Source organism: Kitasatospora sp. NPDC059827 (assembly GCF_042731675.1).
In the GTDB taxonomy this organism is placed as follows: domain Bacteria; phylum Actinomycetota; class Actinomycetes; order Streptomycetales; family Streptomycetaceae; genus Kitasatospora.
In genome coordinates, this window is record NZ_JBHWIV010000134.1 from 1 (window position 1) to 14,714 (window position 14,714).

The 14,714-nt window shown below is 73.2% G+C and carries 13 protein-coding genes; 6 read left to right on the forward strand and 7 right to left on the reverse strand.

Features of this window, described 5'->3' with window-relative positions; all coding sequences use genetic code 11:
• Positions 1-25: 25 nt before the first annotated feature.
• The 3 genes from ACFV8H_RS39690 to ACFV8H_RS39700 all read right to left on the reverse strand — a co-directional run bounded on the left by ACFV8H_RS39690 (position 26) and on the right by ACFV8H_RS39700 (position 4,106).
• On the reverse strand, positions 26-2,518 hold the full coding sequence (locus tag ACFV8H_RS39690; RefSeq protein ID WP_380409435.1) for a DEAD/DEAH box helicase: 2,493 nt from the start codon (positions 2,516-2,518) through the stop codon (positions 26-28).
• Between the two features lie 96 nt (positions 2,519-2,614).
• Positions 2,615-3,328: a hypothetical protein gene (locus tag ACFV8H_RS39695; protein WP_380409413.1), complete on the reverse strand. Its 714-nt coding sequence runs from the start codon at positions 3,326-3,328 to the stop codon at positions 2,615-2,617.
• Entirely contained in the window at positions 3,321-4,106 is a 786-nt protein-coding gene (locus tag ACFV8H_RS39700) for a hypothetical protein (protein ID WP_380409414.1), read from the reverse strand. Before ACFV8H_RS39700 ends, ACFV8H_RS39695 begins: the two co-directional genes overlap by 8 nt.
• Positions 4,107-4,513: 407 nt before the next feature.
• Between ACFV8H_RS39700 and ACFV8H_RS39705 the strand changes: the two genes are divergently transcribed.
• Genes ACFV8H_RS39705 through ACFV8H_RS39715 form a run of 3 tightly spaced genes read left to right on the forward strand, consistent with a single transcriptional unit; the run spans position 4,514 to position 6,674 of the window.
• Positions 4,514-5,716 (forward strand): 8-amino-7-oxononanoate synthase, encoded by a 1,203-nt coding sequence (locus ACFV8H_RS39705; RefSeq protein WP_380409416.1) that lies wholly within the window; start codon positions 4,514-4,516, stop codon positions 5,714-5,716.
• Positions 5,717-6,211, forward strand: a complete 495-nt coding sequence (locus ACFV8H_RS39710) for a hypothetical protein (protein ID WP_380409418.1) — start codon at positions 5,717-5,719, stop codon at positions 6,209-6,211. It begins immediately after the preceding gene.
• Positions 6,204-6,674, forward strand: a complete 471-nt coding sequence (locus ACFV8H_RS39715; RefSeq protein WP_380409420.1) for a hypothetical protein — start codon at positions 6,204-6,206, stop codon at positions 6,672-6,674. The genes ACFV8H_RS39710 and ACFV8H_RS39715 overlap by 8 nt, the downstream gene beginning before the upstream one ends.
• Positions 6,675-6,702: 28 nt before the next feature.
• Here the strand turns inward: ACFV8H_RS39715 and ACFV8H_RS39720 are convergent, their stop codons facing one another.
• From ACFV8H_RS39720 to ligD, 3 genes are read right to left on the reverse strand one after another with little or no spacing between them, the layout of a single operon-like run.
• Positions 6,703-7,353, reverse strand: coding sequence for a GNAT family N-acetyltransferase (locus ACFV8H_RS39720; protein WP_380409422.1), 651 nt, complete (start codon positions 7,351-7,353; stop codon positions 6,703-6,705).
• 42 nt (positions 7,354-7,395) lie between these two features.
• Positions 7,396-7,995 carry a class I SAM-dependent methyltransferase gene (locus tag ACFV8H_RS39725; protein WP_380409424.1) on the reverse strand — a complete coding sequence of 200 codons (600 nt, stop codon included), beginning with the start codon at positions 7,993-7,995 and terminating at the stop codon, positions 7,396-7,398.
• A gap of 40 nt (positions 7,996-8,035) precedes the next feature.
• Positions 8,036-9,049 (reverse strand): non-homologous end-joining DNA ligase, encoded by a 1,014-nt coding sequence (gene ligD / locus ACFV8H_RS39730; RefSeq protein WP_380409426.1) that lies wholly within the window; start codon positions 9,047-9,049, stop codon positions 8,036-8,038.
• A gap of 66 nt (positions 9,050-9,115) precedes the next feature.
• Here ligD and ACFV8H_RS39735 point away from each other — a divergent pair, with 66 nt between their 5' ends.
• Positions 9,116-10,177, forward strand: a complete 1,062-nt coding sequence (locus tag ACFV8H_RS39735) for an ATP-dependent DNA ligase (protein WP_380409428.1) — start codon at positions 9,116-9,118, stop codon at positions 10,175-10,177.
• A 74-nt stretch (positions 10,178-10,251) separates the two neighbouring features.
• Here ACFV8H_RS39735 and ACFV8H_RS39740 read toward each other — a convergent pair whose 3' ends face one another.
• Positions 10,252-11,646: a serine hydrolase domain-containing protein gene (locus ACFV8H_RS39740; RefSeq protein ID WP_380409430.1), complete on the reverse strand. Its 1,395-nt coding sequence runs from the start codon at positions 11,644-11,646 to the stop codon at positions 10,252-10,254.
• Positions 11,647-12,102: 456 nt separating this feature from the next.
• Between ACFV8H_RS39740 and tdh the strand changes: the two genes are divergently transcribed.
• Complete coding sequence (tdh, locus tag ACFV8H_RS39745) at positions 12,103-13,131, forward strand: L-threonine 3-dehydrogenase (RefSeq protein ID WP_380409431.1); 1,029 nt, start codon at positions 12,103-12,105, stop codon at positions 13,129-13,131.
• An 88-nt stretch (positions 13,132-13,219) separates the two neighbouring features.
• Entirely contained in the window at positions 13,220-14,413 is a 1,194-nt protein-coding gene (locus ACFV8H_RS39750) for a glycine C-acetyltransferase (protein ID WP_380409433.1), read from the forward strand.
• Positions 14,414-14,714 lie beyond the last annotated feature (301 nt).

The following is a 14,714-nucleotide window of genomic DNA, read 5'->3' on the forward strand; positions in this document are numbered from 1 at the left end:
CCCCTGGCCGTTGAAGAGGCGCAGGTCAGCCGCCGAGCCGGTCCACCGCCGTCACCCGCACGACCGCCCGGCCCTCCTCGTCCGAGCCGTACAGGTCGACCTCGGCGCTGATGCCCCAGTCGTGGTCGCCCTCCGGGTCGTCGAAGATCTGCCGGACCTTCCAGGCGGAGTCCTCCTCCTCGATGATCAGCATCTTCGGTCCGCGCGCGTTCGGGCCGGTGCCGAGGTCGTCGTACTCGTCCCAGTACCCGTCCATGGCGTCCGCCCAGCGGTCCGCGTCCCAGCCGTACTCGCCGTCCAGCTCGCCGAGCGCGCCCCAGTGCTCCAGGGCGCACAGCTCCACCCGGCGGAACATCTCGTTGCGCACCAGCACCCGGAACGCCCGGGCGTTCGCCGTCACCGGCGCCGGCTTGTCGTCCAGGGTGACCTCGGCGGTGGCCGCCTCGGTCGGGTTGGCCAGCTGCTCCCACTCGTCCAGCAGGCTGGAGTCGACCTGGCGGACCAGCTCGCCGAGCCAGGCGATGACGTCCTTGAGGTCGTCCGTCTTCACGTCCTCGGGGACGGTCTGCTCCAACGCCTTGTACGCACCGGCCAGGTAGCGCAGCACGATGCCCTCGGTGCGGGCGAGTTCGTAGAAGCCGACGTAGTCCGAGAAGGTCATCGCCCGCTCGTACAGGTCGCGCACCACGGACTTCGGCTGGAGCTGGTGGTCGCCGATCCACGGGTGCGCCCGGCGGTACACCTCGTACGCGTGGGTGAGCAGCTCCTCCAGCGGCTTCGGGTAGGTGATCTCCTGGAGCCGCTCCATCCGCTCCTCGTACTCGATGCCGTCCCGCTTCATCTCGCCGACGGCCTCGCCGCGCGCCTTGTTCTGCTGGGCGGCGAGGATCTGGCGCGGGTCGTCGAGGGTCGCCTCGACCACCGAGATGACGTCCATCGCGTACGAGGGGGAGGTCGGGTCGAGCAGTTCGAAGGAGGCCAGCGCGAAGGTGGACAGCGGCTGGTTGAGCGCGAAGTTCTCCTGGAGGTCCAGGGTCAGGCGGACGATCCGGCCCTCCGCGTCCGGCTCCGGCAGGCGCTCGACCACGCCGCCCTCCAGCAGCGAGCGGTAGATCGCGATCGCGGTGCGGATGTGGCGGCGCTGGGCCGCCTGGTCCTCGTGGTTGTCGGTGAGCAGCTTGCGCATCGCCTCGAAGGCGTTGCCCGGGCGGCCGATCACCGACAGCAGCATCGCGTGGCTCACCTTGAACCGGGAGACCAGCGGCTCCGGGTCGGCGCCGATCAGCTTGTCGAAGGTCTCCTCGGTCCAGCCGACGAAGCCCTCGGGCGCCTTCTTCCGCACCACCTTGCGCTTCTTCTTCGGGTCGTCCCCGGCCTTGGCGATCGCCTTGTCGTTCTCGATCACGTGCTCCGGCGCCTGGGCCACGACCTGGCCCACGGTGTCGAAGCCGGCCCGGCCCGCGCGCCCGGCGATCTGGTGGAACTCGCGGGCGCGCAGGATGCGCACGCGCTGGCCGTCGTACTTGGACAGCGCGGTGAACAGCACCGTGCGGATCGGCACGTTGACGCCCACACCGAGCGTGTCCGTCCCGCAGATCACCTTCAACAGGCCTGCCTGGGCGAGGCGTTCGACCAGCCGGCGGTACTTCGGCAGCATGCCCGCGTGGTGCACGCCGATGCCGTGGCGGACGAAACGCGACAGGTTGCGGCCGAACTTGGTGGTGAAGCGGAAGCCGCCGATCAGATCGGCGATGGCCTCCTTCTCCGCCTTCGAGCACATGTTGATGCTCATCAGCGACTGGGCCCGCTCCACCGCTTCCTTCTGGGTGAAGTGCACGACGTAGACCGGCGCCTGGCCGGTCTGCAGCAGCTCCTCCAGGGTGTCGTGCATGCTGGTGCGCCGGTACTCGTAGAACAGCGGCACCGGGCGGGTCGCGTTGCGCACCACCGTGGTCGGACGGCCGGTCCGACGGGTCAGGTCCTCCTCGAAGCGGCGCACGTCGCCCAGCGTCGCCGACATCAGCAGGAACTGCGCCTGCGGCAGCTCCAGCAGCGGGATCTGCCAGGCCCAGCCGCGGTCCGGCTCGGCGTAGAAGTGGAACTCGTCCATGACGACCTGGCCGATGTCCGCCCGGGTACCGTCGCGCAGCGCGATCTGCGCCAGCACCTCGGCCGTGCAGCAGATGATCGGCGCGGTCGGGTTGACGCTCGCGTCACCCGTCATCATGCCGACCTGCTCGGTGCCGAACATCTTCACCAGGTCGAAGAACTTCTCCGACACCAGCGCCTTGATCGGCGCCGTGTAGAAGGTCCGCTGCCCCTCCGCCAGCGCCGCGAAGTGCGCACCCGCCGCCACCAGGCTCTTTCCCGAGCCGGTCGGCGTCGCCAGGATGACGTTGTTCCCGGAGACCAGCTCGATCAGCGCCTCCTCCTGCGCCGGGTACAGCGTGATCCCGCGCTCCTCCGCCCAGGCCGCGAAGGTCTCGTACAGCGCATCGGGAGTGGCGGGCTTCGGCATCAGATCAAGGAGGGTCACCGGGCTATCTTGCCTGCTGGCCGCCACCCCCGGCAAAGCCCGGCGGCGGGGCGCCGGGCTCGGTACGGGCCGCCGGGGTCAGAACGGCGCGGTGGGGGACTGCCCGGCGAGCCGGGGGTCGTTCGCGCAGCCCTGGGCGCGGACCAGTTCCCGCGCGGTGCGCAGCGCGGCGTCCACCCGGATCTGGTGGACCCTGGCGGCGGGCGTCTGCGCGGACCCGCGGTCGCCGGTGATCGTGATCTTGCGGTACGGGAGCGGGGCGCTGCCGGGCTTTCCGGCGGGGGCGGTGGCGGCGGCTGGGGCGGTGGCGCTGGAAGCGGGGGGAGCGCCGGCGGGCGGATCGCAGCGGACCATCAGCTGCACCGTGCCGTCGTGGAAGAGCCAGCCCTGCGCCCCTGCGCCGAACTCCAGCTGCGCGGGGCGGTCCGGCTCCCAGCCGGAGGCCTCCGCGTCGGTCTTCGCCCGCAGGAACCGCTCGTCCGCGTGCGCGACCTCGATCTTCGCGACCCAGTGGGTCCGGGCGTCGTCGCCCTCCCAGTCCACCGCGCAGACCGGGTCGGCCTGGGCGTCCCGGGCACCGAGCTGCTCACTGCCCTCCCAGACCACGGCCTGGTGGCCCGCGCCGGACAGCGCCGCGAGGTCCTCGTGGGTGAAGGCGTTCCAGCAGGCGGCCTGCGGGACCTCGACCGCCTGCGCGGACCGCCACCACCAGAACCCGCCGCCGAGACCGGCGGCCAGCACGGCCGTGCCGAGGGCGACCGGCAACACGCGTCGGTGCGAGCGCTCAGCCATCGGCCTTCTCCTTTCCCTGCGTCCCCTGCTTTCCCTGCGTCCCCTGCTTCTCCGGCACCAGATCGGGGATCGCGGGCGCGGCGTCGGGCAGTTGGACCCGGTTGCTGCACCGGTACTCGGCGGCGGCGGCCCGGGCGATCTTCAACGCGATGTCGCCGTACGCCTGACGGCCCTTCGCCGCCGGGTCGGCGTAGACCCCGTCGCTCCCCACGTCCACCCGGAAGTACGGCGGCGCCTTGCGCTTGGCCGGGTCGCTCGCGGCGGGGACCTGGAAGTCGCACCGCACGTACAGCCGGACGCGGTGGCTCCCGTCGGCCGTCGCCAGCCACGCCGCGCCGGGGCCGCCGTCGAGCGGGGTGGCCGGGCGGTTGCGCGAGGCGTCCTGGGCGCGGTCGGAGTCGATGCCGCCCCAGGCCGGATCCACCCGGACGGCCAGCAGCTTGCCCTGGCGGCCGTCGTCCCCCTGCCAGGAGAGGCGGCACGCGTTGCTGCGGATCTCGGTCTCCTCCGGGGAGGTCGGCGTCTGGAGCCGGGGGTGCGGCCCGACCTCCGACACCTTTCCGTACGCTCCGGTGAGCGGCCTCAGGTCGTTCCCGGAGAGAGCGGACCAGCAGGCGCTGCGCGGGATCTCCAGCGACCGCCAAGGCCGCCACACCCACAGCACGCTCCCGGCGATGAGGGCCACCCCGAGGACCCCCGCGGACCACGGCACCCAGCGCCGCCGGGGCGGGCGCGGGGCGTCGAGCGGATTCGGAACGAAGTACGGGACGTCGGCCATGTTCAGCTTTCCGTCCGTATCGGGGTTGCCAGGGCCCGGGCCGGGAATAGTCGTTTCGCTGCCCCGGGTGAATCGCCGGGTCCGGCCGAGGCCGGGCCGACTAAGGCAGTGCCGACTAAGGCAGGGTCGACTAAGCGCCTGGTATTCATTCGACGATCGAATTCGAAGTTCGCCACGTGTCCGTCCTCCAGGTGGATATGCACGGAGCGTACCGAAATCATCGACGCCCCGTCGGCGAATCCGGCGAATCCGGCGGGAACGGTTGAATGAGAATACGGAATGGGCGATTCGGCATTTTCGGTATTCACTTCCGGTGAACCCCGTGTGGACGGCGACAAGAAAACCCGGCTGAGCTGTGCGGAGTCGCACATTGCCCCGCTCTCGCCGCCCGTGCCAGAGTGCCGGGCATGGCCCACCCCCTCGCCTCCCAGCCCCGCCCCGCCGCCGGGCCCGCCCCCGCACACGTCTTCGACTGGCTCGACGAGGCCGCCGCGCTGCGCGCCGACGCCGGACTGACCCGCACACTGCGCAGCCGGCGCGCCGAGGACGCGGTCCTGGACCTCGCGGGCAACGACTACCTCGGGCTGACCAGGCACCCGGCGGTGACCGGCGCCGCGGCGGAGGCCGCGCTGCGGTGGGGCGGGGGCTCGACCGGATCCCGGCTGGTCACCGGGACGACCGCGCTGCACACCGAACTGGAGCGGGAACTCGCCGAGTTCTGCGGTGTCGAGGCCGCGCTGGTGTTCTCCTCCGGGTACACGGCCAACCTCGCCGCGCTGACCGCGCTGACCGACCCGGACACCCTGATCGTCTCCGACGCCTACAACCACGCCTCCCTCATCGACGGCTGCCGGCTCGCCCGCGCCGACGTCCACCGCGCCCCGCACAGCGACCCGGCCGCGGTGGCCGAGGTGCTGGCCGGGCGGCAGCAGCGGCGGGCCCTCGTGGTCAGCGACTCGGTGTTCTCGGTGGACGGCGACGCGGCGCCGCTGCGCGCACTCTCCGAGGCCGCCCGGGCCGGCGGGGCCGCGCTGCTGGTGGACGACGCCCACGGGCTGGGCGTGCTCGGCCCCGGCGGGCGCGGCGCACTGGCCGCCGCCGGGCTGGCCGGGCAGCCGGACACCGTCGCCACCGTCACCCTGTCGAAGTCGCTCGGCTCCCAGGGCGGCGCCGTCCTCGGCCCGCGCCGGGTCGTCCGGCACCTGACCGAGACGGCCCGCACCTTCATCTTCGACACCGGCCTCGCCCCGGCCGCCGCCGGCGCCGCCCTCGCCGCGCTGCGCCTGCTGCGCGCCGAACCGCGGCGCGCCGACCGCGCCCGCGAGGTCGCCCGCACGCTCTCCGCCCGCCTCACCGCCGCCGGCCTGCACGCCTGCGAGCCGGACGCGGCCGTGGTCTCGGTCCGCGCCCCGGGCCCGGAGGCCGCCGTCGCCTGGGCCGCCGACTGCCTCCGCGCCGGCCTCGCCGTGGGCTGCTTCCGCCCCCCGTCCGTCCCGGACGGCATCTCCCGCCTCCGCCTGACCGCCCGCGGGGACCTCACGGACCAGCAGATCGCCGACGCCGTCCGCATCATCGCCGACCTGGCCCCGGTGGGCGCCCGGAGGGCGTAGATGGCTGAGTCGCTGGTCTGGGACGACCACGTCGCGTGGCTGCTCGACCCGTCCGGTGGGGGCTACCTGCCCGACGTGTACGTCGCCGACACGACGGTGGCGGACTGGCAGGCCCTGCTCGACCTGGTGGTGGAGCGGGGCTGGGGCTTCGAGTACGCCGAGGGCCGTGCGGTGCTTCCGCTCCCGCGGGCCGAGCCGGTGCTCTCCCGCCCGGCGGACGCCGAGTGTCCGAGTCTGAGGGTGTGGCCGGACCCGGAGGTCTGCGCGGTTTTCCGGTTCCTCGGGGACGAGCAGATCGACTTCGACGTCGACCTCCGGGAGCTCCAGGGCCAGGAGCGGCTGGACGTCCTGTGCGGCTTCCTGACGGCGATCGGGCGGCGGCTGGGCAAACCCGTACCGATGTACTTCGAGGGCGACACCAGGGCGCCCTTCCTCGGGTACGACCCCGAGGCCGACCGGGTCGTCCTGCTGCGCGCGGAGCGCAGGGATGGCTGAGCCGCTGCGCTGGGCGGACCACGCCGGGTGGCTGCTCGACCCGGCCGCCGACGGCTGGCTGCCGGGCGAGGGCATCGCGGACACCACGGCGGCGGACTGGCAGGCGCTGCTGGACCTGGTGGTGGAGCGGGGCTGGGAGCGACTGTTCCTCGTGGGCTGCTTCGAGACGGCGCTGCCACGGGCCGAGGAGGTGCTGTCCTGGCCGCGGGGCGGGGCCGCGCGGCCGGTGCTCAGCGTGCGGCCGGGCCCCGGGGTGGGGGCGGTGTTCCGGTTCGGCGGCGCGGAGCGGATCGACCTCGACGTCGACGTCGCGCAACTCCGCGACCAGGAAGGGCTGGACGTGCTGTGCGGCTTCCTGGCCGCGGTCGGGCGGCGGCTGGGCAGATCGGTGCCGACGTACGCGGCGGGCACCGGCCCGTTCCTCGGGTACGACCTGGCGGCCGACCGGGTCCTGGTGCGCTGACCCCGGGAGGGGCGGTGGGGACCGCGTGCTACGGCTGCCCGAGCACCAGCAGGGCCTCCGCGCCGGCCGGGCGGTAACCGGCGGCCTGGAAGGCACGGACGCTGGGGGCATTGCCGGGGGCCTGCTGGGCCCAGATGACCTCGCCCGCCGGCAGCAGGTGGCGGGCGGCGGTGGCGAGGGCACGGCCGAGGCCCCGGCCCTGGGCGTGCGGGTCGACCTCGACGGCGGACTCCCAGCGGCCGGCCACGCCGCGGCCCAGGATGAGCACGCCGCCGTCGGCCTGGTACACCCGGACGTCCTCGCGGTAGTGCAAGGCCCGTACCACGCGCGGGTGTTCGCGGTCCTCGACCGGGGTGAGCGGCAGGGCCGGCGGGCCGGGGAGGCGGTCGGCGACGGAGAGCAGGTCGATGTTGTTGACGGTCCGTCCGGTCCGCTCGGCGAAGGCGGTCAGGAAGGGCGGGCAGAGCGGTGCGGACAGCGGGTCGCCCGGGGTGGCGGCGAGCGCGGCGCGCACCCAGTCCGGGTCCTGGTCGGTGAACACCACGGCGTGCGCGGCGAAGGCGATCACCCCGGCCTCGCGCGGCGAGGGCTGCGGCACCACCGTCACCGAGCCGTCCGGCGGCGGGAACACCCCGCCCGCCGCGTCCGCCAGGATCTCCGCCAGCCCCCGCGTCCCCATCACGCATCCGTCCCGTCGTGGTCGATGATCGTCAGGCCGAGCCTAGTCGCGCCGCCAGACCAACAGGTAGCGCCAGAAGAGCAGTTGCCGGAGCGCGTGTCCCGGCAGCTCCCGGGTGGAGTACGCCCGCACCTCGGCGAGCGTGGTCCGCGGCCACATCACCGGGGCCGGGACGACCGTGGGCGGGGCGCCGCGTTCGCGCAGGTGGACGGCGAGGCGGCAGAGCGCGTTCACCGGGACGGCGGCCAGGCTGACCAGCCGGTCCCGGACGGTGGCCTCGCGGTAGCAGCCGAGCACCACCAGGACCCCGCCGGGCGCGAGCGCCTCGCGCAGCCGGGCCAGGGTGTCCAGCGGGAGGTGGTGGAGGCTGGCCAGGCAGGAGATGACGTCGTAGTGGCCGGGCGGCAGGTGGAGTTCGGCGAGGTCGCTCTGCCGGTAGTGGATGCCGGCGGGCCCGTCGGCGGCGCGGGCGGCCGCCAGTACGGCCTCGTCCCGGTCGACGGCGTCCACCTCCAGGCCCCGGCGGGCGAGCGCCCGGGCGAAGCGGCCGGTGCCGCAGCCGACGTCCAGGGCGCGGCGGGCGCCGGGCGGCACGCGGCGCAGCAGCGGCCGGTGGTAGTGGTCGTTGTGGTCGAAGGGCATCCGGTCAGACTAGACGGGCCCATGACGGGCCCTGGGCGCGTCAGGCCGGCTTCCTGCGGGCCCGGCTGGGCTGCACCCGGGGCGGTTCGCCGGCGGCCTTGGGGTGGTCGGGCGGGTAGGGGAGTTCGCCGAGGCCCTCGTCGTGCAGCTGCTTGTCGTAGAGCTCCAGCAGGGCCTCCAGCCGGTACGCGTGGTCCGCCATCTCCGCGTTGGGGTCGCCGAGTTCGGCGAAGCGGGCGGGGACGGTCCGCAGGTCGAAGTCCTCGGGGGAGGCGTCGTCGAGTTCGTCCCAGTGCAGCGGGGCGGAGGCGGTGGCGCGGGGGCGGGCGCGCAGCGAGTAGGCGGAGGCGATGGTGCGGTCGCGGGCCATCTGGTTGTAGTCGACGAAGATGCGTTCGCCGCGTTCCTCCTTCCACCAGGCGGTGGTGACCTTCCCGGGCATCCGCTGTTCCAGCACCCGGCCGAGGGCGATCACGGCGTGCCGCCCGTCGGTGAAGGTCCACTCGGGCACCAGCGGGACGTAGACGTGCAGGCCGCGCCCGCCGGAGGACTTGGGCCAGCCGCGCAGCCCGTGCTCCTCCAGCAGGGCGCGCAGTTCGTGGGCGGCGCGGACGGCGTCGTGGAAGTCGGTGCCGGGCTGCGGGTCGAGGTCGATGCGCAGTTCGTCGATGTGGTCGGTGTCGCCGCGCCGGACCGGCCAGGGGTGGAAGGTGAGGCAGCCCAGGTTGGCGGCCCACAGCACGGCGGCCGGTTCGGTGGGGCAGATCTCGTCGGCGGAGCGGCCGCTGGGGAACTCGATCCGGGCGGTGGGCAGCCAGTCCGGCAGGCCCTTGGGGGCGCGTTTCTGGTAGAAGAACTCGCCGTCGACCCCGTCGGGGAAGCGCTGGAGGGTGGTGGGCCGGTCGCGCAGCCCGTGCAGCACCCCGTCGGCGACGGCCAGGTAGTACTGGGCGACGTCCAACTTGGTGAAGCCGCGCTCGGGGTAGTACACCTTGTCCGGATTGGACAGCCGGACGGTGCGCCCGGCGACTTCCAGTTCGACGGCTGTGCCCATGCCTCTCACGCTAAGGGCGCCGTGCCCGGCGCGCGCCCCGGGGCGAACCGCGCCAGGCTGGGACGCATGGACCTGCCCGTGATGCCGCCGGTGGCCCCGATGCTCGCCAAGTCGGTGGCGAGGATCCCGCCGGGGATGCAGTACGAGGCCAAGTGGGACGGCTTCCGCAGCATCGTGTTCCGCGACGGCGACGAGGTGGAGCTGGGCAGCCGCACCGGCAAGCCGCTGACCAGGTACTTCCCCGAGCTGGTGGCGGCCTTCCGGCGGGAGCTGCCGCCGCGCTGCGTGCTGGACGGCGAGGTGGTGATCGCCCGGGAGGGGCGGCTGCGCTTCGAGGAGCTGCTGGAGCGGATCCACCCGGCGGCGAGCCGGGTGAAGCTGCTCGCCGAGCGGACGCCCGCCTCCTTCGTGGCCTTCGACCTGCTCGCCCTCGGCGACGATTCGCTGCTGGACGAGCCGCTGTCGGTGCGGCGCCCGGCCCTGGAGGCGGCGCTCGCACGGGCCGCCGACCCGGTGTTCACCGCCCCGGCCTCGACCGACCCCGAGCTGGCGCGGACCTGGTTCGCCGAGTACGAGGGCGCCGGGCTGGACGGGGTGGTGGCCAAGCCGCTGGACCAGCCGTACCGGCCGGGCGAGCGGACCATGTACAAGATCAAGCACGAGCGCACCGCCGACTGCGTGGTGGCCGGCTACCGCGAGCACAAGAGCGGCCCGGTGGTCGGCTCGCTGCTGCTGGGCATCCACGACGACGCGGGCCGGTTGCAGCACGTCGGGGTGTGCGCCGCCTTCTCCATGGCGCGCCGGCGCGAACTGGTCGAGGAGCTGGCCCCGCTGAGGATGGACGACCTCACCCAACACCCGTGGGGCGCCTGGGCGGAGGAGTCCGCACACGCGGAGGGCCGGCTGCCGGGGGCGGTCAGCCGCTGGACCGGCGGCAAGGACCTGTCCTGGATCGCGCTGCGCCCCGAGCGGGTGGTCGAGGTGGCGTACGACCACATGGAGGGCAGCCGCTTCCGGCACACCGCCCAGTTCCGTCGCTGGCGGCCGGACCGTGCGCCGGAGAGCTGTACCTACGCGCAGTTGGAGGAGCCGGTCTCGTACGATCTCGGCAAGGTGCTGGGGATCTGACGGTTGGTCAGGAGTGTGGAAGGCCCGACCCGTTCGCACCGGGTCGGGCCTCCTGCTCTGCTCGCGTGTTGCGGTCAGGCCCGCACGGTGGTGGGGGCGTTGCCCGGGAGCGAGGGCGTGCCGGGCGCGCCGCTGCCGGAGCCGGTGGCCGAAGGGGAGCCGGACGCGCCGCCCGAGGCCGGGGCCGACGGTGCGGCGGTCTCCGCCGGGAGCGCGTAGACGTTGTTCGGCGAGATGATCTTGGTGATCGCGTTCGCGAACAGCGTGGACGGCTCCTGGCCCTGGGAGATCACATCGGTGTTGAGCAGCAGCACCAGGGTGGCCTGGGCGTCCGGCATGTACACCGCGACGCTCTCGTAACCGGGCATCGAGCCGTTGTGCCCGATCCAGCCGTTGTTGTCGAACAGCCCGAAGCCGTAGGTGACGCCGGGGTCGCCGGTGGGCAGGGTCTTCAACCGCTCGGTCTGGCTGGCCGGGCTGATGATGGCACCGGTGGCCATGGTCTTGGCCCAGCTCTCCAGGTCGGCGAGCTGGGTGATGACGGCCCCGGCCGTCCAGGCCCAGGACGGGTTCCAGTTGGTGGCGTCCTGGATGTCCCCGTTGGGCGTCTGGTTGGTGTAGCCGTGGGCGTGCGGGTCGGGGAGCGTCCCGTCGGTGGGGAAGCTCGTCTTGGCCAGCGAGGCGGGCGTGAACACCTGGGCCTGGAGGAAGTCGCCCGCGCTCTGCCCGCCGACCTTCTCGATCAGCTTGCCCAGGATGATGTAGTTGCTGTTGTTGTACTGGAACCGCTGCCCGGGCGGGAACACGGCGGGGTGCTTGTAGCCGTAGGCGAGCAGCTGGTCCGGGGTGAACACGTGGTTCGGGTCGCCGATCAGGGTGTTCACGAAGTCCGGGTCGGAGCTGTACGGGAACAGGCCGCTGCGCATCTCGCCGAGCTGGCGCACGGTGATCCCGTCGCCGCCGGGGACGCCGTCCACGTACTTGGAGATCGGGTCGTCCAGCGCCACCTTGCCCTGGTCGACCAGGCGCAGTACGGCGGTCGCGGTGAAGGTCTTGCTCTCGCTGCCGATGCGGCTGAACAGCCCGGGGTCCATCGGCGTGTTGGCGGTCTTGTCGGAGACGCCGAAGGACTTCTGGTACGTGCCGCCCGGTGTGATGATCCCGACCGAGATGCCGGGCACCGCGTTCTGCTTGAGCACCGACTGGATCGCGGCGTCCAGCTTGGCGCCGACGGCCGGGGTCAGCTGCACCACCGCGTTCGAGGAGGCGCTCCCCGAGGGGGAGTTGCCAGGGGACGGGCTGAGCGCGGCCGGTTCGGCGGTGACCGCCGGCTCGGCGGCCTGCCGGGCGGGCGTCGACCCTCCGGAGCAGGCGGTGGCGGCCAGCAGGCCGGCCAGCGCGAGGGCGGCTCCTGCGGCCAGCCGGGCGGAGCGGGGAGCGGCCGGGCGGGGCCGTCGGGTGTTGGTCATGGAGTGGGGCGCCTCTCTGCGGCGAAGGGCCCCGGAGCGCTGCTCCACGGGGCCGTGGGGGAGCGTCGCCACCGTAAGCACCGCCCTCGAACACCCGCGCGCCGGTGGCGGCCGGGCTGGCCCGAACGGACCCAACCCCACCCGACTGGCCCGCTCCGGCTGGCGGATCGTTGTCAAGTACCCCGCCGGTGCGGCCGGTTGGTGTCGTCGCCGGCGCCGCGCGCTCGGCCGGACGGGTGAGCACCGGCACGCCGCACCCGCCCCCGGGCCCAGCTCGGGCACGATCGTTTAGCCCAGCTGTGGCCGCCCTTAAGAATTCCTCGATGGACCGGACCCCCTCCCACCAGGCAGATTTCTGCTTGCCGGAGCGTGCCCGTCAGGAGCGGCCGAACCGAGCCACCGGCCTGCCCGACCCTCGAAGGCCGTCCCCGATCAGCACGTCAGGAGCCGTCTCCCGTGAAGGCACTCGTCAAGCAGCATGCCGAGCCCGGCCTCTGGATGATCGACGTCCCGAAGCCCGAGATCGGCCCGGGCGAGGTGCTGATCAAGGTGCTGCGCACCGGCATCTGCGGCACCGACCTGCACATCCGCAAGTGGGACGGCTGGGCGCAGCAGACGATCAAGACCCCGCTGGTGCTCGGCCACGAGTTCGTCGGCGAGGTCGCCGAGCTCGGCGCCGGCGTCGCGGACATCGCGATCGGCGACCTGGTCAGCGGTGAGGGCCACCTGGTCTGCGGCAAGTGCCGCAACTGCCTGGCCGGCCGCCGCCACCTGTGCCGCAACACCGTCGGCCTGGGCGTGAACCGGGACGGCGCCTTCGCCGAGTACGTGGCGCTGCCCGCCTCCAACGTCTGGGTGCACCGGGTGCCGGTGGACCTCGACGTGGCCGCGATCTTCGACCCCTTCGGCAACGCCGTGCACACCGCGCTGTCCTTCCCGCTGGTCGGCGAGGACGTGCTGGTCACCGGCGCCGGCCCGATCGGCATCATGGCGGCCGCCGTCGCCAAGCACGCCGGCGCCCGCAACGTGATGATCACCGACGTCTCCCCGTACCGCCTCGACCTGGCCCGCCGGGTCGGCGTGACGCTGGCGCTCAACGTCGCCGAGCACACCATCGAGGAGGGCCAGCAGAAGCTGGGCCTGCGCGAGGGCTTCGACGTCGGCCTGGAGATGTCCGGCCGCCCCGAGGCGATGCAGTCGATGATCGCCAACATGACCCACGGCGGCAAGATCGCCATGCTGGGCCTGCCGGCCGAGGCCTTCCCGGTGGACTGGGCCTCGATCGTCACCTCGATGATCACCATCAAGGGCATCTACGGCCGCGAGATGTTCGAGACCTGGTACGCGATGTCGGTGCTGCTGGAGGGCGGCCTGGACCTCAGCCCGGTGATCACCGGCCGCTACGCCGCCACCGAGTTCGAGGCCGCCTTCGACGACGCCGCGAGCGGCAACTGCGGCAAGATCATCCTCGACTGGACCGCCTGAGCACCGCCTGAGCACCGTCTGAGTCCTGCCCGAGCCCTGCCCGAGCCCGCCGATCCGCCGCCCCGCCGCTACGACTAGGAGTCTGCCCGTGTTCGACAACGTGCGCGCCGACATCGCCACCACCCTCGACGAGATCCGCGAGGCCGGCCTGTTCAAGCCGGAGCGGGTGATCGGCAGCCCGCAGAGCGCCGAGGTCACCGTCACCTCCGGCGGCCGCCCCGGCGAGGTGCTCAACTTCTGCGCCAACAACTACCTCGGCCTGGCCGACCACCCCGAGGTGCTCGCCGCGGCCAAGGACGCGCTGGACCGCTGGGGCTACGGCATGGCCTCGGTGCGCTTCATCTGCGGCACCCAGGACGTGCACAAGGAGCTGGAGGAGCGCCTCTCGGCCTTCCTCGGCCAGGAAGACACCATCCTCTACTCCTCGTGCTTCGACGCCAACGGCGGCGTCTTCGAGACCCTGCTGGACGACCGCGACGCCGTCATCTCCGACGCGCTCAACCACGCCAGCATCATCGACGGCATCCGGCTCAGCAAGGCCCGCCGCCACCGCTACGCCAACCGCGACCTGGCCGACCTGGAGCAGCAGCTCAAGGAGACCCAGGACGCGCGCCGCCGCCTGATCGTCACCGACGGCGTCTTCTCGATGGACGGCTACGTCGCCCCGCTGCGCGAGATCTGCGACCTGGCCGACCGCTACGACGCCATGGTCATGGTCGACGACTCGCACGCCGTCGGCTTCGTCGGCGCCGGCGGCCGCGGCACCCCCGAACTGCACGGCGTGATGGACCGGGTGGACATCATCACCGGCACCCTGGGCAAGGCGCTCGGCGGCGCCTCCGGCGGCTACGTCGCCGCCCGCCGGGAGATCGTCGCCCTGCTGCGCCAGCGCTCCCGCCCGTACCTGTTCTCCAACTCGCTGGCCCCGGTGATCGCGGCCGCCTCGTTGAAGGTGCTCGACCTGGTCGAGCAGTCCAACGAGCTGCGCGAGCGGCTGGCGGCCAACACCGTGCTGTTCCGCTCGAAGATGACCGAGGCCGGGTTCGAGATCCTGCCGGGCGACCACCCGATCGCCCCGGTGATGATCGGCGACGCGGCGAAGGCCGGCCGCCTGGCCGAACTCCTGCTGGAGCGCGGCGTGTACGTGATCGGCTTCTCGTACCCGGTGGTCCCGCACGGCGCCGCCCGGATCCGGGTGCAGCTCTCCGCGGCCCACTCCACCGAGGACGTCGAGCGCGCCGTCGCCGCCTTCGTGGACGCCCGCGCCGCGCTGGAGGGCTGACCCCCGCGCGGGGCCCGATCCCGACGAAGGGCCCGACCCCCACGAGGGGTTGAGTCCCACGAGGGGTTGAGTCCCACGAGGGGTTGAGTCCCACAAGCCGCCCGCGGGGCCGAGCCGCTCGGAACCGGCCCGTCCCCGCGGGCTCACCACCGCGCTGTGGTGGTGGTGAATCGATTCGCCACCGCCGCGCGGCCCGAAGACCAACTGCCCCACCCTCCCGCCTCGGGGGGGGGGACGCCCCCGCACCCCCGGCCGAACGACCCCAACACACGCCCGCCCCCCCTGCCCATCAAGCACACCA

What these genes read in the sequence shown, in the direction of transcription:
- ACFV8H_RS39690 (WP_380409435.1), bottom strand. Translation starts at nt 2,518, where the DNA reads ATGCCGAAGCCCGCCACTCCCGATGCGCTGTACGAGACCTTCGCGGCC.
- ACFV8H_RS39695 (WP_380409413.1), bottom strand. Translation starts at nt 3,328, where the DNA reads ATGGCTGAGCGCTCGCACCGACGCGTGTTGCCGGTCGCCCTCGGCACG.
- ACFV8H_RS39700 (WP_380409414.1), bottom strand. Translation starts at nt 4,106, where the DNA reads ATGGCCGACGTCCCGTACTTCGTTCCGAATCCGCTCGACGCCCCGCGC.
- ACFV8H_RS39705 (WP_380409416.1), top strand. Translation starts at nt 4,514, where the DNA reads ATGGCCCACCCCCTCGCCTCCCAGCCCCGCCCCGCCGCCGGGCCCGCC.
- ACFV8H_RS39710 (WP_380409418.1), top strand. Translation starts at nt 5,717, where the DNA reads ATGGCTGAGTCGCTGGTCTGGGACGACCACGTCGCGTGGCTGCTCGAC.
- ACFV8H_RS39715 (WP_380409420.1), top strand. Translation starts at nt 6,204, where the DNA reads ATGGCTGAGCCGCTGCGCTGGGCGGACCACGCCGGGTGGCTGCTCGAC.
- ACFV8H_RS39720 (WP_380409422.1), bottom strand. Translation starts at nt 7,353, where the DNA reads ATGGGGACGCGGGGGCTGGCGGAGATCCTGGCGGACGCGGCGGGCGGG.
- ACFV8H_RS39725 (WP_380409424.1), bottom strand. Translation starts at nt 7,995, where the DNA reads ATGCCCTTCGACCACAACGACCACTACCACCGGCCGCTGCTGCGCCGC.
- ligD (WP_380409426.1), bottom strand. Translation starts at nt 9,049, where the DNA reads ATGGGCACAGCCGTCGAACTGGAAGTCGCCGGGCGCACCGTCCGGCTG.
- ACFV8H_RS39735 (WP_380409428.1), top strand. Translation starts at nt 9,116, where the DNA reads ATGGACCTGCCCGTGATGCCGCCGGTGGCCCCGATGCTCGCCAAGTCG.
- ACFV8H_RS39740 (WP_380409430.1), bottom strand. Translation starts at nt 11,646, where the DNA reads ATGACCAACACCCGACGGCCCCGCCCGGCCGCTCCCCGCTCCGCCCGG.